Origin of the sequence: Brevundimonas variabilis, assembly GCF_014199945.1 — a bacterium.
GTDB lineage: Bacteria > Pseudomonadota > Alphaproteobacteria > Caulobacterales > Caulobacteraceae > Brevundimonas > Brevundimonas variabilis.
In genome coordinates, this window is sequence record NZ_JACHOR010000004.1 from 269,704 (window position 1) to 292,687 (window position 22,984).

Here is a 22,984-nt window from a genome sequence, read left to right on the forward strand (position 1 = left end):
AAGACGAAAAAAAGGGCCGCATCTGGGGGGAGATGCGGCCCTTCATCATCGGGGAACCTTGGGGGGGAAGGCTCACCCGGTCTTCTGCGTTTGTGCGCCTCAGTGAAATGCACTGAGGCCCATGCAGTTCCGCAGAATCTTAGTTCGGCATCACGACGGTATCGATCGCGTGGATCACGCCGTTCGTAGCCGCGACATCGGCAGTTGCGACGGTGGAGGTGCCACCGTTTTCATCCGTCAGCGTGATGGTGCCATTGGCGGCGCGGGCCGTCAGCGTGCCACCTTCGACCGTCGTCAGGGTGGCGGTGCCACCACCGGCCTCGATCTGTGCCGTCAGGTCGGCGGCGGTCAGGCGACCGGGCACGACGTGGTAGGTCAGGATCTTGGTCAGATCAGCCTTGCCAGCCGGGGCCATCAGGCTTTCGCGCGTGGCGGCCGGAACCTTCTCAAAGGCGGCGTTGGTCGGGGCGAAGACCGTGAACGGGCCCGTGCCGCCGAGGGTGCCGGCCAAGTCGGCCGAAGTCACGGCGCTGACCAGGGTCGTGAAGTCGGGGTTGCCTTGGGCAACTTCGACGATCGTGCCCGAAGCGGCAGCGGCCGGTTCTGCGATCGGAGCCATCGGATCGGCAGCAGCCGTGGTGGCGTCGGTGGCGGGGGTTTCTGCGGCGGGGCTGCAGGCAGCCAGGCCCAGGAAGGCGGCCGAAGCAACGGTAACGGCGAGAATGCGGGTATTCATCGGGATATCTCCTGAGACAGCACGCGTCGATCGCGGCTTCGTGATCAAAGACGCCCCAGCCCGCGAAAGGATGCGTGAGCGATCACGCTTTCCGGCGCGACATGTGACCGCAGGGTGGATCAGGCGATCAGGAAGGATCTCAACCGGGACCAATGCGCGGCCTTTTCCAAAAGCGGTCGCGCGTGGGCAGGGCTGGACGAGGGAAGCGGGATCAGGGCGAGACGATGCCGGCAGGGCTCAAGGATGCGGGATCCCAGGCGCATGGCGGTTCCACCATTGAAGGCGACGGCCTGGAGCAGCGGCAACTGTGCCACGAGACTCCGGAGGTCTGCCGCTTCCGGTGATCGTATGGCGCTGTCGAGACTGCCGCTGCGTTCCGCTGACGCGATGACATCCCACAGCCCGACCCCGACGGACTGCAGACATTGCAGCCGGTCCTGATAGGCCATGGCCGAAAGGGTGCGGCCCGTGACCCCGTCCATCAGCGGCCAGAAGGCATTGCGGGGGTGGGCATAGTACTGGCCGGCCGCCAGCGAGGCCTCGCCCGGCAGGCTGCCCAGGATCAAAACACGGGTGCGCGCATCGACGACGGGGTCGAAGGCGCGCCGGATCAAGCGCCGAAGACGCGGGCGAAGACCGTGTCGATGTGTTTGGTGTGATAGCCGAGGTCGAACAGGGCCTCGAGCTGGTCATCGGCCAGCGTCACGCGGGCGTCGTTCTTGAGGAAGTCGAGGAACCGGCCTTCGCCGCGCCAGACCTTCATCGCGTTCTCCTGAACGGCGGCATAGGCATCCTCCCGGCTGACGCCCGCCTGGGTCAGGGCCAGCATGACGCGCTGCGAATGGACCAGGCCGCCGAGGCGATCGAGGTTGGCCTGCATATTGTCCGGATAGACCTGTAGGCGCTCCACGACGCCGGCCAGACGGTGCAGGGCAAAGTCCAGATGGATGGTCGCATCCGGACCGATGCCGCGCTCGACCGAAGAGTGGCTGATGTCGCGCTCATGCCAGAGGGCGACATTCTCCATGGCCGGGACGACAGCCGAACGGACGAGGCGGGCGAGGCCGGTCAGGTTTTCGGTCAGGATCGGATTGCGCTTGTGCGGCATGGCCGACGAGCCCTTCTGGCCCGGGTCGAACGGCTCTTCGGCTTCCAGCACCTCGGTGCGCTGAAGGTGACGGATCTCGACGGCAAGGCGCTCGACCGACGAGGCCACAACGCCGAGCGCCGCGAAAAAGGCGGCGTGGCGATCGCGTGGGATGACCTGGGTCGACACGGGCTCGACGGCCAGACCCATCTGTTCGGCGACATATTCCTCGACGCGCGGATCGACGTTGGCGAAGGTCCCGACGGCTCCGGAAATGGCGCAGGTCGCGATCTCTTCCTTCGCGGCCAGAAGGCGGCGGCGGGCGCGCTGGAACTCGGCATGATACCCGGCCAGCTTCAGGCCGAAGGTGACGGGTTCGGCATGGATGCCGTGGCTGCGGCCGACGCACGGCGTCAGCTTGTGTTCCAGCGCACGTTTCTCGAGCGCTGCGAGCACCCGGTCCACGCCCGTGACCAGCATGTCGGAGGCCCGGGCCAGCTGGACAGCGAAACAGGTGTCCAGCACGTCGGATGACGTCATCCCCTGGTGCAGGAAGCGGGCTTCCTCGCCGACGGTCTCGGAGACATGGGTCAGGAAGGCGATGACGTCGTGCTTGGTCGTTCGTTCGATCTCGTCGATGCGGTCCGCATCCCAGACCACATCCTTGCCCTTGGCCCAGATGGCTTCAGCCGCCTCGGTCGGGATGACGCCCAGCTCGGCCATCTTCGTTGCAGCGTGGGCCTCGATCTCGAACCAGATCGAGTATTTCGTCTCCTGAGACCACAGGGCGACGGCGTCGGGGCGGGAATAACGAATGATCATGGGGCGTGCGTGTCGGTCGCACGGCCCCCTGAGTCAAGCCTGTGTCCCGATCTCAATAGCCCCCGAAACTGCCCGCAGCGCCGGGGAAGACGACCGGGCTCTCGCTGCCGTCTGTGGCCACGGCCGAGACACCAAAGAAATAGTTGTCGATGATCGTATTCCTCAGCGTGAATTCGGTCACGTCGCCGACCCAGCGGCTGTGGGTCCACTGGGGTTCGGTGGTCAACCGCCAGTGGATGCGGAAGCCGGCGAGGTTCGGAGCCTGGACCGCGCTGGGTCGGGTCCATTTGAGGATGGTGTCGGGGCTGACGGCCCCGGAGATTGTGACGCCGGCCGGCGGCGGTGGGGCGAGTGACAGGGCAGCCAGGCTGACGACGTTCAGGGCCGTGACCTTGGCGGCATAGGGGAAGTCCATGGCCTCGATGACATCGCCATAGGCGATGCCATTCTCGGTGCGCAGGTCCTGATGCTGGCGGTCATAGTGTTCCAGCGTCTCGACGATGCGCACACCGGGGAAGCCGGCGTCGTTGAAGGCCCTGTGGTCGCCGCCGCGTCCGAAGCGGTCGAGGCGGTAGACCATCATGACATCCAGGTTGGGGATGTACTGGTCCGCAATCCGGTCGACATAGCGGGCGAGGTTGCGGTTCGGTCCGTCGACCTCGCCCCCGGTCGCGCGGCGCTGGCGGGCCTCGGCCTCGGTCTCGGTCTGGCGCAGGGCGTCGGAGAAGACCCGGACCGTGCCATTGTCGCTCTGGCCGCCGATGCCGCGGGTGTTGCCGATCATGTCGTTGTTCAGCACGCCGACGAGGCGCCAGTTCTCGTCTTTCGCCTTCTTCGCCACGATCTGGGCCCCGACGAGGCCCTGTTCCTCGCCCGCGAAGGCGACATAGACGATCGAGCCCGGGAACCGCTGCTGGCTCAGGATCCGGGCCGATTCGATCGTGCCGGCGACGCCCGAGGCGTCATCATTGGCCCCCGGTGCGTCTGCCGTGGCGTTGGCGACGTCGGACACCCGGCTGTCGAGATGCCCGCCGATCAGCACATAGCGGTTCGGATCGGTCGTGCCCCGCTGGATGGCCACCACGCTGACGACCTCGGTGGGGGTCGGGACCCGGGCCCCGGTGTAGGTGTCGCCGACGTACATGACTTCCAGACAACCCCCGCAGGCCGCCGAAATGCGCTCGAACTCGGCATGGACCCAGCGTCGGGCGGCACCGATACCCCGGGTCTCGCTGGTCGTGTCGGAAAGGGTGTGGCGGGTGCCGAAGCCAACCATGGTGCGGACGTCAGCCTCGATGCGCTGCGCTGACGGCAGGGTGGCAAGCTGGTGCAGCAAGACGTTTTCGCCGGGCGGGGCCGCAGCGGGGGCCTGGGCGAGGGCAGGGGCGGCCAGCAGGGCCAGGGCGGCAACAAGGGGGACTGAACGCATGAGCAATTTCCAATGTGACGGACCGACCTTAGACAGGGGAAGGCGGGCAAGTCGACCGTGTGTGCGTGAGGCGTGATCGGGCCGGGGCGGTTCGCGTCGCGCAATGCGGCGGGCCGTGAGGGCGGCTTGCGCTGGCAGGACTGGACGGCTGTTCAGCAACACGGCAGGAAACGATCCGGAGGAGATCGACCATGCAACTGATCATTGGCGACAAGGCCTATTCCACATGGTCGCTGCGGCCCTGGCTGGTGCTGAAGCGGTGCGGGGCCGAGTTCGAGGAGGTGGTCGTGCGGCTGAACCGACCCGACACGGCTGAGCGGATCGCTGAACACTCTCCTGCCGGCAAGGTCCCGGTTCTGCATGTCGAGGGCGTGACGATCTGGGACTCCATGGCCATCGCCGTCTGGGCCGCCGAGCGGTTTCCCGAGGTCCCGCTCTGGCCCGCCGATGCTCATGCGCGATGGCTGGCGCGGTCTGTCGCGTGCGAGATGCATTCATCGTTCATGGGCATGCGCGTCCAGTGCGCGATGGGGCCGCAGCATACCATGGTCGGGCCGGACCGTTCCGAGCCACCAGGCGATCCGCAGGTGGCCGCCGAGCTCAGGCGACTGGTCGACATCTTCCGCACCATGCGGGCGCAGTTCGGGGCCGGCGGGCCCTTCCTGTTCGGAGAGTGGTCGGTGCCCGACGCCTTCTTCACCCCGATCGCCGCAAGAATCCGCCACTACCAGCTTGATCTGGCGGCGCACGGCGATGTCGATGGCGCCGCGAGGGCGTATGTCGATACGCTGCTGGCGCAGCCGGACTTTCTGGAGTGGTCAGAAGGTGGACTGTCGGAACTGGCGAAGGCCTGAAGGACGTCTCAGGCCACCCGGCGTCCGTTGAGCGCCGCGAGAACCAGGGGGGCTCGGCCAACCGGGCCCACGCCGATCGCCATGCGCGCAGTCATCGGTCCGACGTCCTTGGCTGTGCGATCGGCAGATCGGGTCCACTGATAAAGGCCGATGATCCGGTCGGCCGTGCCATCCGGTCCGCGCAGGGGGGCAAGCACGATTTCATAGACTCCGCTCGAACGGGCCGCAGCGGCCGCAAGAACGACGGGGCGGGCTTCGCGGAAGGCCTGCACGACACTCGCACGGATAAGCGGCCGACTGTCGGGCTGCCACAGGCTGAGCCAGTCAGAGCCGCGAAGTGGTGCGCCATGCAGCGTCTCGATCCAGCCGCCTGCCAGCCGGACGGGGAGCGTTGCCTGGCCCCTGTTGATGATCATGGCCTGGGGCAGGGTGCGGCCCAGGGTCACCGGATCGAAATCGGCCCGCATCGGGATCCGCCCTGCGCCGGGCAGGCCAGACCACAGGTCGATCAGTCGTTGTGTACCGGAATGGAACATGATCCTCGCTTTCCGGAGGACCCGTCGCAAGACATACGCCGCTGCTGGCAACGGAAACCTAAGGCTTTCCTGTTCCGATGGGTCATCGGGAGCGGCACGCCTGTTGCATGGCGCTCTCCGGATTAGTTTTTCAGGAGCCAGCCCATGCGGGTGCGGATCAAGACCTGGGCATCGGCCGCCTTTGGCGCTGTAGCCCTTAGCGCCATCGCCGGTGCGGCAGCGGCACAGTGCGTTTCCGGCTGTCAGCCACCGCCACCGCCGCCGACCCATCCCTGCTGCACCCTTCCGCCGCCTCCGACATATCCGCCGGTCCATCCGGGCGGCGGCGGCAGTGACTACGGCGGGGATTACGGTGGTGGCGGGCGCGGCGGCGTCAATGTGAACGTCAACGTCCGCAACAATGTCAATTCGTCTTCGAACGCCAATGCCGAGGCGCGGTCCAGCCTGAATGCGCGTTCGACCGGCGCGGCGTCGGGTCGGTCATATGGCAACATCGGCGGTGGCGCGGGCGGATCGGCGTTCGTGTCGGTCGAGCAGCCCTATCCGACCGCCATCAATGGCCTGAACGTCGAGTCGGCTGCGGTCGCCCAGGTGATCCAGGTGCCCTATGAAGAATGGCGCCGGTTCGAGAAGCGGGTGGTCATCCAGGCCGTCTGCATCGACGACCGGAACATCCCTCACCCGGCCTCGCAGGTGCGGCCGGATCGCGAGGTCGATGGCGACTACGAGGGTGAACTTTATCGGTGTATTGCCGGTTCTCGCCTGCAGGTGACGATCGCGGAATACCTGGATCGCGTCAGCTTCGACGGCGGCGACATCCTGGCCTGCGAGAAGGGCCAGGCCCTGTGGCATGGCCGGGGCGGGTTCGTCGAATGCCGGACCCAGAAGCGCGAGCGTGACTGCAACGAGCGTTCGCTGCTGCGTCGCTATGGTGCCGGGATCAAGTTCCTGACCATCATCCGCGAAGAGAAGTTCACGGCCTATCGCGAGGAAGTCGTCCAGGCGGCCGGCGTGTCGGTGATCAATTCCTCGATCGTGCTCGACGGCGGCGTCGGCGGTCGAGTGTTCTGATTTCCCGTCTGGGAAGACACCAGCGCCGGATCTTCAAGGTCACCCACTTCGGCATTCGCCGGGTGTCGGGATGAATGGCCGAAAACGAAACGTTCAGGCCGGCGTCAACTCGGTCGACGTAGGTTGGGTCGTCGGCTCATCACCGGCGATCCTGAGATAGAGACTGGCCCCGGCGCGAGAGCACCGGGGCCATTTTTGTCCTATTGGGCAGGTGCTGCGTTCGCCGAGGTCACCCGGGCGCGCCAGGCGGCGTCGGGCTTCAGATAGGCCTGGGCCACACGCTGGATGTCGGCCGGGGTCACGGCTTCCAGATCGCTGATGGCGGTCCGGATGGCCTCGATCTCCTCGGGCTTGTCGTGCACGCCCGTGAGGTTGCCGAGCCAGTATCCGTTCTGGTTCTGGCTGCGACGCAGGCCTTCGACCGCCGAGAGACGGGCGCGGTTCAATTCGTCGGCCTCGATCGGTGTGTCGCGCAGTCCCGTGGCGACGCTGTCGACGGTCTCGAACAGACCCGTCAGCGCTTCCGGCGGGACCTCCGCCTGAACGAAGACATAGCCGTAGTCCGGGAAGACAGTCGACGACGTGGCCGAGGCGCCCGGCGAATAGGCAGCACCCTGCTTCTCGCGGATCTCATCGGTCACGCGCAGTTGGAGAACCCGCGCCAGAAGTCCGACGGTGCGGGCTTCCTTGCGATCGCCAATGGAGTCGAGCGTCGGCCAGGCCACATAGCCCAGCGCCTGTGTGGCGATGCCGTTGTGCTTGATCTCGACCGGCTCGGACGTTGGTGCCGGGAAGACCCGGCGCAGGCCCTCGGCCGACGGCGCTGGTGCCGCCGAACGGGCCGGCAGGGCCCCGAAGGTCTCGCCGACGGCCTTGATCGCGGCATCGACCGTCACATCGCCGACGATGATGATCTCGATCGGACCCTGGGAAACCGATGATGTCACGACCTGACGCAGGTCGGACAGTTCGGCAGCGGCGATCTCCTCATTGCTCGGCAGGCCGAAGCGGCGGTCACCGCTGGACAGCAGGCCTGCGCTCGCCAGAGCAAAGGCACCGCCGGGCGTGGCGCGGACCTGGTCAAGCTGGGTCGGCAGCGAAGACTTGACGAGGGCGAAGGGCTCGGGCCGCCAGGCGGGATCGGTGAAATAGGCGGCCAAGAGCTGCATCTGCAGGTCGAAGTCTTCCGGCCGGGTGGTGCCGCCGAGGGAATAGGTATCGGCGCCGACGCCGAAGCTGGCCCCCACGACGTCACCGGCGAGGACCTGTTCCAGCTGCGAGCGGGTCAGTTTGCCCAGACCGCCCTCGCTGTAGGCGCTCGACGCATAGGTCGGAACCGGACGGTCGGTTGGCAGGCCGAGCTGGCCATTGCCCGCGCGGACGGTCACGAGGATCTGTTCGTCGGTGAAGGTGGTCGGCTTGACGGTCAGCTTCACGCCGTTGGGGAAGGTGACCAGGGTCGTCCCGAGATCGGCGATTTCGGTCTGGCCCGACGGCTGGGTCGGGGTGCCGAAGCTGGTGTAGGGCCATTCCATCGTGGCGGCGACGACGGGAGCGGCGACGGGAACCTGACGCGAGGCTTCCAGCGCGGCGGTAATGGCCGCCTCGCCACCCTCGATCGGGACCGGCGTACTGACGAAGGCCAGCGGGCCATTGCCGGTGAAGGCATCCCGGACCGCCGCATTGACGGTCTCGACCGTCAGGCCGGCGACCGCGGCCTCGAAGATCTGCAGGTCGGTCGCCGGGGTGCTGAACACGTCGTTGGCGTTGGCTGCGTTCAGCAGGGCACCCGCCAGGGCCGGTGTCTGGCGCGTGGCGGCCGAGGCTACGGCTGCGGTAAGTCCAGTCCGGAGTTCGGTGATTTCGCGATCAAGCTCCGCCTGGGTTACGCCGTACTGGACCAGACGACGCTGCTCCTGCTCGGCGGTTTCGAGGGCGCGCTTCCACTCACCCGGATTGTAGACCACGGTCAGGTTTCCGCCTTCCAGCGAGTTGACCAGATCCTCGTAACCCCCACCGGCACCCAGGAAGGGCGGGTTCTCGGCGCGGGCCAATTCGCTGAAGCGACGGTTGAGCACGGCCATGCCCAGCGTGCGAACCCAACCCTTGGCGCGCTCTGCCGATGTGTCCGGAGCGTTCACATACGGCTTGGTCCAGAAGATCTGCGTCGAGGACTGGACGCCGGGCTCCTGGAAGATGCGGGTCTCGGTCTGACGCGGCTGAACCTCGCCCAGAACAGGTTCCGGGCCGTCTGGGGCCGGATTGTCCCAGTTCGAGAAGGCCGCCTTGATCTGGGCCTCCATCTTGTCGATGTCGAAGTCACCGACCGCGATCATGGTGGCGCGCTCGGGGCGGTAGTATTTGCGGTAGAAATCGACGAACTCGTCACGGGGCGCGGTCCGGATGATGTTGAGGTCGCCGATGGGGAAACGGTCGGCCAGGCGCTGGCCGGGAGCCAGGAAGCCGAACTGCGCCTTGGCGGCGCGAAGCCCGGGGACGTCGCGGGTCCGCTCCTCGCCGACGATGACGCCGCGCTCGGCGTCGACGGCGGTCGCATCGAACAGCAGTTCGCTGGCGGTCTCGCGCAGGACGAACAGGCTGGTCTCGACGACCTCGTCGGTCGTGTTGGGGAGGTTCAGCGTATAGGCGGTCTGGTCGAAGCTGGTGAAGGCGTTGGTGTCACCGCCGAACGACAGGCCCAGCCGCTCCAGCCGCCGGGTCATCTCGCCTTCGGGGATGTTGTTCGAGCCGTTGAAGGCCATGTGTTCGAGGAAGTGGGCCAGGCCCTTCTGGGAATCGGTTTCGGAAAGCGAACCCGCATCAAAGCGCAGGCGCAGCGCGGCCTGGCTGGGCGGCGTAGCGTTCCGCATGATGGCGTATTTCATCCCGTTGGGCAGGACGCCGAAGCGGACGGAGGCGTCCGCCGGAATGTCGCTGAGGGTCTGACCCCATGGGTCGGTCGGCTGGCCATCGACCGAGGCCGAGGCGGCCGGGGCCTGGGCGAGGGCGACAGCGGGCAGGCCGGCTCCGGCGATGACGGCGACACCGGACACGGCAACAAGAAGCAGGCGGCGGAACGAGCGCATCTGGATATCCCCGAATGGCGGACGTCATCCGGGTGGAGCGCCTCGCCTTTGAATGGACGGGGCGACCGAACTCACGCGCGTCGGACCCCTGACGCTCACTCTTAGAGCGAGAGCAGGGGCCCTCAAGTTACCGATGTGTAATGCGGCGTCCTACTGACCCGGGCGGGTCACATAGAAGCTGGCGGCATTGCCTGTGGCGCTGGAGCCGGTGATCACGGCCCGTCCCGAAGAGACGATGGTCGTGTTGGCGATCGCCGAGACATTGCCGGTGTTGATCTGGTTGTTGGTTGCGGCAACCTGGCCGGCACAGGTGGAGCAGGCATAGCCGGTCACGCTGTTGCCGACGGCAGTGGCGGTGACGAAGGCGTCATAACCGGCACCCGACCCATTGCCGATGAAGCTGGCCTCGACATCCACGCCGCCCGAGTTCACCTGGCTGTTGTCGATCTCAAGATAGACGTCGTTGTTGCCAGCCTCGACCTGGTTGCCGGCGCCCGATGCCTGGGCATATGCCGCCCCGAAATCGAAGCTGGTGGTCAGGGCCCGCGAGCGAACCCGGGACTGGTTGTCCTGATCGGTCGAGACCACGACCGATCCGCCGCCATTATAGAAGGCGGCCTGGTTGGCGGCGGCATGCGACTGGCTGGTGAGGTCCCAGCCATTGCCCGCATTGGCGCTGGTGTCGGCCTCGACCAGGTCACCGGTCGAGCGCTGGCGCGTGGCCAGAACCTGATTGGAGCCGGTCGGGGTGTTCACCGAAATCGTGTTGGCCACGGCCTGACTGGAGAAGACGGCGCGGGCCGGCACATAGCGGGTCTGGGCCAGGTTGCCGGCGCGAACGGTCGCGGCGGAGTCCTGGTCGACCGAACCATTGATGCTGGCCCCCTCGCCGCCGAGGATCGTCGTATTGGCACTGGCGGACGCGCCGACAAAGCCACCCTGCAGCAGGCGGGCCTCGCCGCCACGGATGGCGGTATTGGCGATGATCTCGCCGGTGCCCGTGGTCTGGGAAGCTTCGATGTCGAGCCGCGCCCCTGTGGCACCGGCAGCAAGGTAGTTGCCCCCGGCCTGGGTCGTCGAATGGACATAGCCGCCCGTCGTGCCGGTCAGGCCCAGTTCGGTCGTGGCGCGGGCATTGCCCTGCATCGACTGGCGCGAGACGACATAGGCCGGCACGCCCTCGGTCGAACCCGAGATGCTGTTGCCCAGCGCCGAGTTGGTCACGCTGACCTCCTCGCGCACGCCTTCGACGTTCAGGACCTGGCCCGAGATGACGTCGCCGAGCTGAAGCTGTTCGTTCAGGACGTCAGGACGGTCCTGGGCGCAGACCTCAGTAGCGGCTGCGGCGAACATCACCGTCGCGGCCAGCGTGCCAGCGATTCGGGTCTGCGCGTGTCTGACCATTGTTCTGATCCAGGTTGTTGTAAGCAGGGTAATAGCCACCGGTCGGTCCGACAGGGCCAAGCGGGTCATTCGAGGCATTCAGGCAGACTTCGGGGCCGGGCGCGCCATACAGGTTCGCCATCATTTCCAGCGTGGCGCGCTCGATCAGGGCCCGGACAGCCAGCTGGGTCGGCTCCATGCCGCCGGTGCCGGCCGAGATGTCGAAGACATTGCCGTTCAGGAAGTCGAACACGCCTGCCGAGATTTCACGGCCGATGATCTGCTTCTGGTAGGAAACGACGTCGACAACCTCGAGCGTCGTCGTCTGGACCATGCGCAGATCCAGCGCGATGTTCATGACGAAGGTCTTGCCTGAGACGATGCCGGAGCCGCCGCCGTCCTCGACCTCGCCGCCAGCGATGTCGAACCCGCCCGAGCGGATGTTGTAGTTCACCTCGGTGATGCCGCCGACGATGTAGAAGTCGGAGCCGGGGACCTGGCCCGCGAGGATGCGGCGATAGTTGGGGTCTTCGGGTCCGCCGCCCTCATCGGAAATCAGCTTGTTGTTGGCGTAGCGCAGTTCCAGCTCGGAGATGGAGGTGTCGAACCGTTCCACGATGTGGACGCCCGCTTTTGCCAGGGCCGAGTTGGCCATCAGCGACGCCCCGCCGGTGATCTGGCGTCCGCCGTCGGCCGCGACCGTGCCGGTGTAGTCGCTGATCCGGCCCACGGCGATGCGCGGGGAGGGCAGGTCGTAGTTCCGGGCGTAGTCGGCCAGGCAGTAAAGGGCCGGCGTGTAAGGCGTCGGGTTGGACGTCACCGGGGCATTGCCGATCGGTGTGGCGTACAGGCCCTTGGGGCCCGCCACTGGGCTGACGCAGGCGCTCAGCAGGGCCGAGACAGCGCAGGCCGCCGCGATGGGGCGAAGGCGGCGCATGAGGGTGCGATCGATCATTGTGCTCTCGGAGTACCGTTTACGTTGGTCCCGGCCGTGACGTTGCCGGAGTTGTTCTGGGTCGAGTTGACGATCACGGTGTTCCGGTTGCCCTGGACCACCACGTTCAGATTGTTCCCGATCGCGGTCGATCCGCCGGCATAGCCACCCTGACCGCCAACGCCCGAATAGGACGAGGAGACGCCGCCGGACTGGCGGGTGTAGCTCGACGCCCCGCTCTGGATGATGCCGTCGACGATGATGCGGTTACCGTTACCGTCCCGGGTCGAGCCGGTGGTGTTCTGGGCCGTGGCCTGGCGGGCGTTGCCATACCCCGCCTGGTAGTTGGCCGCCTGGCTGCGCGACTGCGCGACCGCGGGGGCGGCGATGACGCAGGCGAGTGCCGCGATGGCGACGCCCTGTGTCATCCTGAAACTGGTCATCGGTCTACTCCGTCGGACGATCCGTCGCCGGGAGACCCTGCAACTGATGTGCCAGAGTGCACGATGGGTCTTAAGAACGGCTTGAGATTGAGGCACTTCCCGCCCATCTCTGGCCCATGGACCCCCGGCACGATCGAATCGACACTCCGCCCAGAGAGAGACTCTTCAATGCGCCGCTGCTGGCGGTGCTGGTCGCGGTGTCGATGCCGGTGCTCTATGTGTTCCAATCCGGGGCAGTGGATCAGTGGATCAGCCTGGCCTTCGTGCCGACCGATCTGGAGCGGGGACGCTGGGGAGGCCTGGTGTCGTCCATGCTTCTGCACGGGAACTGGCCCCATGTGCTGATGAACGCGATCGCCGCCCTGACCTTCGGCGCACCGGTCGCGCGGCTGTTGAGGGGACCTGCGGGGATGGGCGCGTTTTTCACCCTATATATTGTATCGGGTGTCGTGGGGGCCGCCGGTTACGGTCTGTTGCACCTCGACAGCAGCGATCCCCTGGTCGGGGCTTCGGGCGCAATCTTCGGGCTGATCGGCGCGGCGACGCGGCTGATCGGGGTGCCAGGTCAGAGTACCGGCGGCCGGGTGATGCCCCTGACCGCGCGTCCGGTCGTGACCGCATCGATCGCCTGGATGGCCGTCAACGCCGTGATCGGCCTGATCGGACTGGCACCCGGAGCAGAGGGTGCGCGAATCGCCTGGGAGGCTCACGCCTTCGGGTTCGTAACAGGCCTGCTGCTGATCGGTCCGCTCGCGCGCCTGTTCGGGACGCCCGCCGCTGCATTTGATTCGCGGGACGTTATGGGTGATCCTCGATCCTAGAAGCGGCGTCGCGCCGATCCACGGCCCGGGGCCTTCTCTGAAACGAACAGAGACGAGGAACGCCCATGCTGGTTTCGCAGATTCTCAAGGACAAGGGCGGGTCCGTCTTTGCCATCGCTCCGCACCTCACGCTCGGGCAGGTCTGCAATGAGCTGGAGCAGAAAAGGGTCGGCGCCCTGATCGTCTGTGATGGCGATACGGTCGTCGGGGTGGTGTCGGAGCGGGACATTGTCCGGGCCGTGGCCAGGGGCGGGGCGACCTGTCTGGACCAGCCGGTGTCGGATCACATGACCCGCGAGGTGGTGTTTGCCGAACCGTCCGAGACGGTGGCCATCCTCATGACCCGCATGACGGACCGCCGGATCCGGCACCTGCCCGTGATGATCGATGCAAGACTGGCCGGGGTGATCTCGATCGGGGATGTCGTGAAATGCCAGATCGCGGAAGCGCAGCATGAGGCCGAGAGCCTGCGCAGCTATATCGCTGCGGGCTGAAGCGCCGGTCCCACCGGGGCGCGGCGGTCGCTGAGCGGGGGTCTGCGAGAAAGTCGGCCTGCCGCGAAAAAGCCGCTTGCGGACGAAATGGGGTCTCCGTATAGACCCGCCTCGCCCGGAGACGGGCCGGCCACCGGGCCGCGGCGACGCAAGTCGCCAAAGGTTCCCGGGGAAAACGGAAGTCGCAAAAACTTCTTGCTTCCATGGCCCGGTCCACATAGTCTCCGCGCTCCAATCGAATCGTCGGAAACGATAAAAGAGGGAAGCCTCTCGCTTCTCCTGACGGTTTTGTGCGGCCTGGAAGCTCCGGTTTCTGATCCGCAGAATGGCTGAAAAGTCCGGTTGACACGGAGATCGGACTTCTTCAGGAAGCCGCCTCCGCCGACCCCCGGGTCGGGACGGACCCTGAAGTTTCTTCCAAGAAACTTCTTGACTTGAACGACCGAGGCGACTAAATCCCCGCCTCCGCCGGACACCGGCGTTAAACAGTGTCCTCCGGGTTTCCGGTGTTGGTCTTTGAAATCGTTGATTTGGAAAGAGAAACGCAGGCGGCGGTATTCTAGCGAATGACTTCGGTCATTACGATGAAGCTGACAGCTGCGGTCTTTTTTGAAGATACCATGCCGAATATCTTTAGGGGTATTTGGAGTGGTTCTCGTCAAGAATACGTAGAACTAATGCCAAGTCGGATTTCGGTCCGGCTCTGCTTAGGTCAGATAGTCAACTCAACCTGAGAGTTTGATCCTGGCTCAGAGCGAACGCTGGCGGCAGGCCTAACACATGCAAGTCGAACGGACCTTTCGGGGTTAGTGGCGGACGGGTGAGTAACACGTGGGAACGTGCCTTTAGGTTCGGAATAAGCTCGGGAAACTGGGTCTAATACCGAATGTGCCCTTCGGGGGAAAGATTTATCGCCTTTAGAGCGGCCCGCGTCTGATTAGCTAGTTGGTGGTGTAATGGACCACCAAGGCGACGATCAGTAGCTGGTCTGAGAGGATGACCAGCCACATTGGGACTGAGACACGGCCCAAACTCCTACGGGAGGCAGCAGTGGGGAATCTTGCGCAATGGGCGAAAGCCTGACGCAGCCATGCCGCGTGTATGATGAAGGTCTTAGGATTGTAAAATACTTTCACCGGTGAAGATAATGACTGTAGCCGGAGAAGAAGCCCCGGCTAACTTCGTGCCAGCAGCCGCGGTAATACGAAGGGGGCTAGCGTTGCTCGGAATTACTGGGCGTAAAGGGAGCGTAGGCGGACATTTAAGTCAGGGGTGAAATCCCAGAGCTCAACTCTGGAACTGCCTTTGATACTGGGTGTCTTGAGTGTGATAGAGGTATGTGGAACTCCGAGTGTAGAGGTGAAATTCGTAGATATTCGGAAGAACACCAGTGGCGAAGGCGACATACTGGATCATTACTGACGCTGAGGCTCGAAAGCGTGGGGAGCAAACAGGATTAGATACCCTGGTAGTCCACGCCGTAAACGATGATTGCTAGTTGTCGGGATGTTTACATCTCGGTGACGCAGCTAACGCATTAAGCAATCCGCCTGGGGAGTACGGTCGCAAGATTAAAACTCAAAGGAATTGACGGGGGCCCGCACAAGCGGTGGAGCATGTGGTTTAATTCGAAGCAACGCGCAGAACCTTACCACCTTTTGACATGCCTGGACCGCCAGAGAGATCTGGCTTTCCCTTCGGGGACTGGGACACAGGTGCTGCATGGCTGTCGTCAGCTCGTGTCGTGAGATGTTGGGTTAAGTCCCGCAACGAGCGCAACCCTCGCCATTAGTTGCCATCATTTAGTTGGGAACTCTAATGGGACTGCCGGTGCTAAGCCGGAGGAAGGTGGGGATGACGTCAAGTCCTCATGGCCCTTACAGGGTGGGCTACACACGTGCTACAATGGCGACTACAGAGGGTTAATCCTTAAAAGTCGTCTCAGTTCGGATTGTCCTCTGCAACTCGAGGGCATGAAGTTGGAATCGCTAGTAATCGCGGATCAGCATGCCGCGGTGAATACGTTCCCGGGCCTTGTACACACCGCCCGTCACACCATGGGAGTTGGTTCTACCCGAAGGCGATGCGCTAACCGCAAGGGGGCAGTCGACCACGGTAGGGTCAGCGACTGGGGTGAAGTCGTAACAAGGTAGCCGTAGGGGAACCTGCGGCTGGATCACCTCCTTTCTAAGGATGCGTCTCCAGTGCGTCTCTCACGAGAAGCACTATTGGCGCTCCATACAGCGAGAAGCCCTCAAGCAGCCGCAAGGCGTTAGGGCTTCGAGCAAAAACTGCGGGATACCGCCGTCTTCGTTTCTCTTTCCTTTTTCACGCTCCATGGCGTCCGGTGTTTGGCTGGATGGTGTGGGGTGTGCGATCGCGAGCCTGGTATCCGGGCTGTCGTGCGGCCATAGGCCCGTAGCTCAGCCTGGTTAGAGCGTACGCCTGATAAGCGTAAGGTCGGCAGTTCGAGTCTGCCCGGGCCTACCAGCCAGCTGGCTGGTGGCGCTAGCGCCGACTTCGTGGACCTCGCACCGACAGCTTTCCTGAGCTCGCACCGTTCCTGGAACGGGGCCATAGCTCAGTTGGTAGAGCGCCTGCTTTGCAAGCAGGATGTCGTCGGTTCGACTCCGTCTGGCTCCACCAGGCCCTCTTTGAGGGGCTATCGCCTGGCGGCTACTTGAGCCCGGGTGGTTTGGTGACTGCGTGATCGCATAGAGAGATTGCCCCGACTGTTTGGTCGACGGCATTGATATTGTGAAGGAAGAATGCGTCCGGCCTGTTCATAGGCTTTGAGGACCTGTTCGAGAGAAGACATTGTCTGACAAAAATCAGGCATGGACCCGCTGGCATTTCTTTCCAGTCACCGGGATGCATCCATGCATGAGTTTTGCTGAGAAACGATCAAGCGTTGAAGGGCTTCTGACGGATGCCTTGGCGTAGAGAGGCGATGAAGGACGTGGCAAGCTGCGATAAGAACCGGGGAGGCGCTAGCACCCTTTGATCCGGTTATTTCCGAATGGGGAAACCCACCTTTACGGTCTTCCAACTTTGCTTTCCCTCGGGAAGGCAAGGATTGGCGGATCGTTCAAAGGTATAATGACCTGAATACATAGGGTTCATTAAGCAAACCCGGGGAACTGAAACATCTCAGTACCCGGAGGAAAGGACATCAACCGAGACTCCCGTAGTAGTGGCGAGCGAACCGGGACCAGGCCAGTGCTCTTGTGACATAAAGCCGAACGATCTGGAAAGGTCGGCCATAGCGGGTGAAAGCCCCGTAGGCGTCAAACAGCAAGAGACTCGAGTAGGGCGGGACACGTGAAATCCTGTCTGAACATGGGGGGACCACCCTCCAAGCCTAAGTACTCCTCTACGACCGATAGTGAACAAGTACCGTGAGGGAAAGGTGAAAAGCACCCCGACAAGGGGAGTGAAACAGATCCTGAAATCGGAAGCCTACAAGCAGTCGGAGCCTCCAAGCGAGGTGACGGCGTACCTTTTGTATAATGGGTCAGCGACTTCATGTGTCGAGCAAGCTTAAGCCGTTAGGTGTAGGCGCAGCGAAAGCGAGTCTGAATAGGGCGCTAAGTTCGACGTATGACGACCCGAAACTAGGTGATCTATCCATGAGCAGGATGAAGGTAAGGTAACACTTACTGGAGGTCCGAACCCGTGAATGTTGAAAAATTCTGGGATGACTTGTGGATAGGGGTGAAAGGCCAATCAAACCTAGACATAGCTGGTTCTCCGCGAAATCTATTTAGGTAGAGCGTCCGACGAATTCCTCAGGGGGTAGAGCACTGGATGGTTGCGGGCTGCGCGAGCGGTACCAATACTAACCAAACTCCGAATACCTGAGAGAACTATCGGGCAGACACACGGCGGGTGCTAACGTCCGTCGTGAAAAGGGAAACAACCCTAACCATCATCTAAGGCCCCCAAGTACTGGCTAAGTGGGAAACGATGTGGGATTGCTTTGACAATCAGGAGGTTGGCTTAGAAGCAGCCATCCTTTAAAGAAAGCGTAACAGCTCACTGATCAAGCGATCCTGCGCGGAAAATGTAACGGGGCTCAAGCCAGTCGCCGAAGATATGGGTTTGCACTTATGTGCAAGCGGTAGCGGAGCGTTCCGTAAGCCGGTGAAGGTCAGGCGTGAGCCTGGCTGGAGGTATCGGAAGTGAGAATGCTGACATGAGTAACGATAGGAGTGTGAGAGACACTCCCGCCGAAAGACCAAGGGTTCCTGCGTAAAGCTAATCTGCGCAGGGTTAGTCGGCCCCTAAGGCGAGGCTGAAAAGCGTAGTCGATGGGAAGCAGGTAAATATTCCTGCACCAGCTGGAAGTGACGGATGGCGTAAGTTGTCGGGGCTTATTGGATTGTTCCCGGCAGCGAAGTTGTCCCTGGAAATAACTCCAGCAGAGACCGTACCCGAAACCGACACAGGTGGTCAGGTAGAGCATACCAAGGCGTTTGAGAGAACTATGCTGAAGGAACTCGGCAAATTGCACGCGTAACTTCGGAATAAGCGTGACTCTCCTTGCGCAAGCAGGTGAGAGTGGCACAAGCCAGGGGGTAGCGACTGTTTAGCAAAAACACAGGGCTCTGCGAAGCAGCAATGCGACGTATAGGGTCTGACGCCTGCCCGGTGCCTGAAGGTTAAAGGGAGTTGTGAAAGCGACGAACTGAAGCCCAGGTAAACGGCGGCCGTAACTATAACGGTCCTAAGGTAGCGAAATTCCTTGTCGGGTAAGTTCCGACCTGCACGAATGGCGTAACGACTTCCCCACTGTCTCCAGCATAGGCTCAGTGAAATTGAATTCCCCGTGAAGATGCGGGGTTCCCGCGGTCAGACGGAAAGACCCTATGAACCTTTACTATAGCTTCGCCTTGGCGTTAGCGACCGTATGTGTAGGATAGGTGGGAGGCTATGAAGCCGGGGCGCCAGCTCTGGTGGAGCCATCCTTGAAATACCACCCTTACTGTCGTTGACGTCTAACCGAGGGCCGTTATCCGGTCCCGGGACATGGCGTGGTGGGTAGTTTGACTGGGGCGGTCGCCTCCTAAAGTGTAACGGAGGCGCGCGATGGTGGGCTCAGAACGGTCGGAAATCGTTCGATGAGTGCAATGGCATAAGCCCGCCTGACTGCGAGACTGACAAGTCGAGCAGAGACGAAAGTCGGCCATAGTGATCCGGTGGTCCCGAGTGGAAGGGCCATCGCTCAACGGATAAAAGGTACTCTAGGGATAACAGGCTGATTTTGCCCAAGAGTCCATATCGACGGCAAAGTTTGGCACCTCGATGTCGGCTCATCACATCCTGGGGCTGGAGCAGGTCCCAAGGGTTCGGCTGTTCGCCGATTAAAGTGGTACGTGAGCTGGGTTCAGAACGTCGTGAGACAGTTTGGTCCCTATCTGCCGTGGGTGTTCGAAGCTTGAGAGGATCTGTCCCTAGTACGAGAGGACCGGGATGGACATACCTCTGGTGGACCTGTCATGACGCCAGTTGTGCAGCAGGGTAGCTAAGTATGGAATAGATAACCGCTGAAAGCATCTAAGCGGGAAACTAACCTCAAAACAAGGCTTCGCTGAGGATCGTGGAAGACTACCACGTTGATAGGCCAGGTGTGGAAGCGCGGCGACGCGTGAAGCTTACTGGTACTAATAATCCGATCGGCTTGATCGTTTCTCAGCAAAACTCATGCGATTTTAACAAGACAATGTCTTCTCAAACACGTCCCGGGCCTCAAAACCCGGGGATCTGATATCCGCTTGGTTGACCTGGTGGTTATGTCGGAGGTTCCCCACCCGATCCCATTCCGAACTCGGTCGTTAAGCCCTCCAGAGCCAATGGTACTTCGTCTCAAGGCGCGGGAGAGTAGGTCGCCGCCGGGTCTACCAAGCCGATATCAATCACAAACGTGTCTCTCGAACATCTTCCTTCACAACCCTCACTCTGTCGCGGGATGGAGCAGCCCGGTAGCTCGTCAGGCTCATAACCTGAAGGTCGCAGGTTCAAATCCTGCTCCCGCACCCAAAACACCAGACACGCAAAACAAAAAGCCCCCCGGTCCACACCAGGGGGCTTTTTTGCTGTTCTGCCGTGCCGGTCTTTCCAACCAGGCGGTCGAAGCGGTCATGCCAGACGGGAACACGTCTGTCCCACAGGCGCTTCCAAGGCTGTCCAACCGTACGGAGAAACCCATGACCGCATCGCTCACCGACCTGAACATCGCCGTCGTTGCGACGGACGGCTTCGAACAGATCGAACTGACCCAGCCCGTCGCCGCGCTGCGCGCCGCAGGCGCCCGCGTCGATATCCTCGCGCCCGAAGGCGGGGAGATCCAGGGCTTCAACCATCATGACAAGGCCGACCGGTTCTCAGTCGACCATACGCTGCAGGCTGCGAGCGCAGGGGACTATGATGGTCTTCTGCTGCCGGGCGGCGTCATCAGTCCGGACGCCCTCCGCATCGACGAGGACGCCGTCGCCTTCATTCGCGCCTTCGTCGAGGCGGGCAAGCCAATTGCCGCCATCTGCCATGGCCCCTGGACGCTGATCAACGCCGACGGCGTCGAAGGACGCCGGCTAACCTCCTGGCCATCGCTGCAGCGCGATCTCGAGAACGCCGGTGCCATCTGGGTGGATGAAGACGTCGTGGTCGATGCCAATCTGGTTACTTCGCGCAAGCCGGACGACCTGCCCGTGTTCTGTGCGAAGATGATCGAGACGTTTGCCGCTGAACGCGACCGCGACTGACGTAAGACAGGCTCATACGTTACGGGTCTGCCATGCGGTGACGCCCTTCCAGCCTTGGTCTAGCGTCGGGCATGGCCTAGCCGGAGATTCCCATGACCTACCAGACCCTGAAACTGGACCTAGACGACCGACTTCTGTGGGTCCGGCTGAACCGCCCGGACCAGATGAATGCCTTTACCGTCGAGATGGCGGACGAGCTTGAAGCGACCTTCCGGTATGCCAGTCTGGACGAGGCCATCCGCGTTGTCGTCGTGACCGGCGAAGGCAGGGCCTTCTGTGCGGGCATGGACCTTTCGGTGCCTGGCAATGTGTTCGGGCTGGACGAGACGCTGGACCCGACCCTTGCCGAACTGGATGCGGGCTTCGAGGAATCGGGGCTCCGGGACGGTGTCCGGGACACCGGGGGGCGGGTCACCCTGGCCATTCACGACTGTCGCAAGCCGGTGATCGCGGCCATCAATGGCGCGGCGGTCGGGGTGGGTGCGACCATGACCCTGGCAATGGATTTCCGCATGGCCTCGACGGCAGCGCGGATCGGGTTCGTCTTCAACAAGATCGGCATTGTGCCGGAGGCCTGTTCGACCTGGTTCCTGCCCCGGCTGGTCGGACTGCAGCAGGCGCTGGAGTGGTGCTATACAGGGGATATCCTGAAGCCGGAGGCGTGCCTGCAGGCCGGACTGCTCCGGTCCGTTCATGATCCGGAAACCCTGTTGGCCGAGGTCGAGGCCTTTGCGCGACGGCTGATCACGCACCGTTCGCCCGCTGCCATCGCCATGACCCGGCACATGATGCGGCGAAACCCCGCCCTGCCGGATCCGAGACAGGCGCACCTGATCGAGTCTCTCGCCATGCTCCATGCCAGTCAGGGCGACGGCAAGGAAGGTGTCCGGGCTTTCCTCGAGAAAAGGGACCCTGAGTTCTCGGCACCGGCTTCGCGACTGCCGGGGTTTGCCGAGGCCTGGCTGGGCTGACCATATCCCGGCGATCGCGGCGGACTGGCTTATGGCTGGCGCGACCTTATGTCGGGTAACCCCCAGCCTCGGGTGAACGTAGCTGAGGGCGTGCGCAGTTTGCGCCACAAGCTGATAGAGTCTGCCGATGACACGACTGTTTTCCCTGATCGTCCTTCTCGCCCTTGCCGCCTGCGCGTCACCGCAGCCGATCGAGCGGGCTCAACCGGCCAATGCCGCAACCGCCGTGTTCGCGGCGGGATGTTTCTGGTGTGTGGAACAGGCGTTTGAGAAGACCCCAGGCGTTTCGCAGGCTGTCTCCGGCTACACGGGCGGGACGACTGTGAACCCCACCTATCAGCAGGTCACCGTGGGCGATACCGGCCATTTCGAGGCTGTGAAAGTGACCTACGACCCCGCTGTCGTCACCTATGCCCAGTTGCTGGACGTGTTCTGGAAGAACGTCGACCCGTTCGATCCGATCGGCCAGTTCTGCGACAAGGGTCCTTCCTATCGCGGGGCCATCTTTCCGGCGACACCCGAAGAGACTGCCGCAGCCGAGGGCTCGAAACAGGCGGTGGCACAAAGGTTCGGGCGGGCGGTGGCCGTCGAGGTCCTGCCGTCAGCGGCCTTCTACGACGCCGAGACCTACCACCAGGACTACTATCTGAAGAATCCCTCGACCTATAATTTCTACAAATGGCGGTGCGGGCGAGCGCAGCGGCTGGAGGAAATCTGGGGTCCTGCCTGATGCTGCGGTCATCCAGACGCGGGCTGATCCTGGGCGGAGCGGGGTTTCTGCTGGCCGGGCCGGCAGGGGCTCAGGCAGGGAGCGTTGCAGGGTTCACCGTCAATCGGGCCGGGAGCGGCACAGCCAGCCATGGCGCGTTCGACACCCTGCTGGGACGTCGCGCCCGGGCTTCCAGGGATGGCGTCGTGCGGGTCGACTATGCAGGCTGGAAGGCGTCGGCGGCAGACCGTGCAGCGCTGAAGGCCTATATCGCCAGTCTCGTGCGGCTGAGTCCCCTTGCGCTGACCCGGCCCGAGCAGTTCGCCTTCTGGGCCAACCTGTACAATGCCGTGACCATCGATGTGGTGCTGGAGGCCTGGCCGGTGCGGTCGATCCGGGACATCCGGTCGGGGCTGGTCGCCGGCCCCTGGAAGCGCAAGGTCGTCACGGTTGGCGGCGTCGCGCTGTCGCTCGACGACATCGAGCACAACATCCTGCGCAAGGGGTGGAGTGACCCGCGCGTCCATTACGCCGTCAACTGTGCATCCTTCAGTTGCCCGAACCTGCCGCTGCGCGCCTGGCGGGGCACCACGCTCGGGCCGGGGCTGGACGCAGCGGCGCGGGCCTATGTGAACGCTCCGCGGGGCGTGACCTTCGATGGTGATGTGCTGGTCGTCTCGTCGATCTACAAATGGTACGCGGCCGACTTCGGCGGGAGCGATGCCCGGGTCATCGCCCATCTGGCCCGTTATGCTGATGAGCCTCTCAAGGCGCGGCTGCGGGCGGTGACGCGCATCGGCCGGGATACCTACGACTGGTCGCTGAATGCGGTCCCGAGAGGCTGAGG

17 protein-coding genes, 3 tRNA genes and 3 rRNA genes are annotated in these 22,984 nt (G+C 63.3%); 14 read left to right on the plus strand and 9 right to left on the minus strand.

Going from position 1 to position 22,984, the window contains the following annotated elements; all coding sequences use genetic code 11:
• Positions 1 to 139: 139 nt before the first annotated feature.
• The 4 genes from GGR13_RS12675 to GGR13_RS12690 form a co-directional block, all read right to left on the minus strand.
• Positions 140 to 736 carry a fasciclin domain-containing protein gene (locus tag GGR13_RS12675; RefSeq protein ID WP_183213913.1) on the minus strand — a complete coding sequence of 199 codons (597 nt, stop codon included), beginning with the start codon at positions 734 to 736 and terminating at the stop codon, positions 140 to 142.
• 119 nt (positions 737 to 855) lie between these two features.
• Positions 856 to 1,350, minus strand: coding sequence for a DNA-deoxyinosine glycosylase (locus GGR13_RS12680; protein ID WP_183213914.1), 495 nt, complete (start codon positions 1,348 to 1,350; stop codon positions 856 to 858).
• On the minus strand, positions 1,347 to 2,645 hold the full coding sequence (purB, locus tag GGR13_RS12685) for an adenylosuccinate lyase (protein ID WP_183213915.1): 1,299 nt from the start codon (positions 2,643 to 2,645) through the stop codon (positions 1,347 to 1,349). Before purB ends, GGR13_RS12680 begins: the two co-directional genes overlap by 4 nt.
• Positions 2,646 to 2,697: 52 nt before the next feature.
• A complete protein-coding gene (locus GGR13_RS12690) occupies positions 2,698 to 4,074 on the minus strand; it encodes a M28 family metallopeptidase (RefSeq protein ID WP_183213916.1) in 1,377 nt (458 codons plus the stop codon).
• A gap of 191 nt (positions 4,075 to 4,265) precedes the next feature.
• Between GGR13_RS12690 and GGR13_RS12695 the strand changes: the two genes are divergently transcribed.
• Positions 4,266 to 4,928 (plus strand): glutathione S-transferase family protein, encoded by a 663-nt coding sequence (locus tag GGR13_RS12695; RefSeq protein ID WP_183213917.1) that lies wholly within the window; start codon positions 4,266 to 4,268, stop codon positions 4,926 to 4,928.
• An 8-nt stretch (positions 4,929 to 4,936) separates the two neighbouring features.
• On the opposite strand, the gene GGR13_RS12700 is transcribed toward GGR13_RS12695, so the two are convergent.
• Entirely contained in the window at positions 4,937 to 5,464 is a 528-nt protein-coding gene (locus tag GGR13_RS12700; protein WP_183213918.1) for a PAS domain-containing protein, read from the minus strand.
• A gap of 144 nt (positions 5,465 to 5,608) precedes the next feature.
• On the opposite strand from GGR13_RS12700, the gene GGR13_RS12705 reads away from it, so the two are divergent.
• Positions 5,609 to 6,535, plus strand: a complete 927-nt coding sequence (locus GGR13_RS12705) for a hypothetical protein (protein WP_183213919.1) — start codon at positions 5,609 to 5,611, stop codon at positions 6,533 to 6,535.
• Positions 6,536 to 6,735: 200 nt separating this feature from the next.
• Here the strand turns inward: GGR13_RS12705 and GGR13_RS12710 are convergent, their stop codons facing one another.
• The 4 genes from GGR13_RS12710 to hfaA all read right to left on the minus strand — a co-directional run bounded on the left by GGR13_RS12710 (position 6,736) and on the right by hfaA (position 12,381).
• A complete protein-coding gene (locus GGR13_RS12710; RefSeq protein ID WP_183213920.1) occupies positions 6,736 to 9,621 on the minus strand; it encodes a M16 family metallopeptidase in 2,886 nt (961 codons plus the stop codon).
• 150 nt (positions 9,622 to 9,771) lie between these two features.
• Complete coding sequence (gene hfaD, locus GGR13_RS12715) at positions 9,772 to 11,025, minus strand: holdfast anchor protein HfaD (protein ID WP_183213921.1); 1,254 nt, start codon at positions 11,023 to 11,025, stop codon at positions 9,772 to 9,774.
• Entirely contained in the window at positions 10,952 to 11,959 is a 1,008-nt protein-coding gene (gene hfaB, locus GGR13_RS12720; RefSeq protein WP_183213922.1) for a holdfast anchoring protein HfaB, read from the minus strand. The genes hfaD and hfaB overlap by 74 nt, the downstream gene beginning before the upstream one ends.
• Entirely contained in the window at positions 11,956 to 12,381 is a 426-nt protein-coding gene (hfaA, locus tag GGR13_RS12725) for a holdfast anchoring protein HfaA (RefSeq protein WP_246347838.1), read from the minus strand. Before hfaA ends, hfaB begins: the two co-directional genes overlap by 4 nt.
• A gap of 116 nt (positions 12,382 to 12,497) precedes the next feature.
• Between hfaA and GGR13_RS12730 the strand changes: the two genes are divergently transcribed.
• From GGR13_RS12730 to GGR13_RS12785, 12 genes are all read left to right on the plus strand, one after another.
• Positions 12,498 to 13,202: a rhomboid family intramembrane serine protease gene (locus GGR13_RS12730; protein WP_183213923.1), complete on the plus strand. Its 705-nt coding sequence runs from the start codon at positions 12,498 to 12,500 to the stop codon at positions 13,200 to 13,202.
• 65 nt (positions 13,203 to 13,267) lie between these two features.
• Positions 13,268 to 13,696: a CBS domain-containing protein gene (locus GGR13_RS12735; RefSeq protein ID WP_183213924.1), complete on the plus strand. Its 429-nt coding sequence runs from the start codon at positions 13,268 to 13,270 to the stop codon at positions 13,694 to 13,696.
• Between the two features lie 726 nt (positions 13,697 to 14,422).
• Positions 14,423 to 15,883, plus strand: a 16S ribosomal RNA gene (locus GGR13_RS12740).
• Between the two features lie 225 nt (positions 15,884 to 16,108).
• Positions 16,109 to 16,186: transfer RNA gene (locus tag GGR13_RS12745), tRNA-Ile, on the plus strand.
• A gap of 80 nt (positions 16,187 to 16,266) precedes the next feature.
• Positions 16,267 to 16,342, plus strand: a tRNA-Ala gene (locus GGR13_RS12750).
• A 256-nt stretch (positions 16,343 to 16,598) separates the two neighbouring features.
• Positions 16,599 to 19,384, plus strand: a 23S ribosomal RNA gene (locus GGR13_RS12755).
• A 94-nt stretch (positions 19,385 to 19,478) separates the two neighbouring features.
• Positions 19,479 to 19,593 (plus strand): 5S ribosomal RNA (gene rrf / locus GGR13_RS12760).
• The 16S, 23S and 5S rRNA genes sit together here with 3 tRNA genes alongside, the layout of an rRNA operon.
• A 65-nt stretch (positions 19,594 to 19,658) precedes the next feature.
• A tRNA-Met gene (locus GGR13_RS12765) sits at positions 19,659 to 19,735 on the plus strand.
• 167 nt (positions 19,736 to 19,902) lie between these two features.
• The gene (locus GGR13_RS12770) at positions 19,903 to 20,457 is read left to right on the plus strand and encodes a type 1 glutamine amidotransferase domain-containing protein (RefSeq protein WP_183213925.1); all 555 of its coding nucleotides are present in this window, start codon (positions 19,903 to 19,905) and stop codon (positions 20,455 to 20,457) included.
• 92 nt (positions 20,458 to 20,549) lie between these two features.
• A complete protein-coding gene (locus GGR13_RS12775; protein WP_183213926.1) occupies positions 20,550 to 21,428 on the plus strand; it encodes a crotonase/enoyl-CoA hydratase family protein in 879 nt (292 codons plus the stop codon).
• A gap of 127 nt (positions 21,429 to 21,555) precedes the next feature.
• A complete protein-coding gene (gene msrA / locus GGR13_RS12780) occupies positions 21,556 to 22,158 on the plus strand; it encodes a peptide-methionine (S)-S-oxide reductase MsrA (protein WP_183213927.1) in 603 nt (200 codons plus the stop codon).
• Positions 22,158 to 22,982 (plus strand): DUF547 domain-containing protein, encoded by an 825-nt coding sequence (locus GGR13_RS12785; protein ID WP_183213928.1) that lies wholly within the window; start codon positions 22,158 to 22,160, stop codon positions 22,980 to 22,982. Before msrA ends, GGR13_RS12785 begins: the two co-directional genes overlap by 1 nt.
• The last annotated feature ends 2 nt before the right edge of the window (positions 22,983 to 22,984 follow it).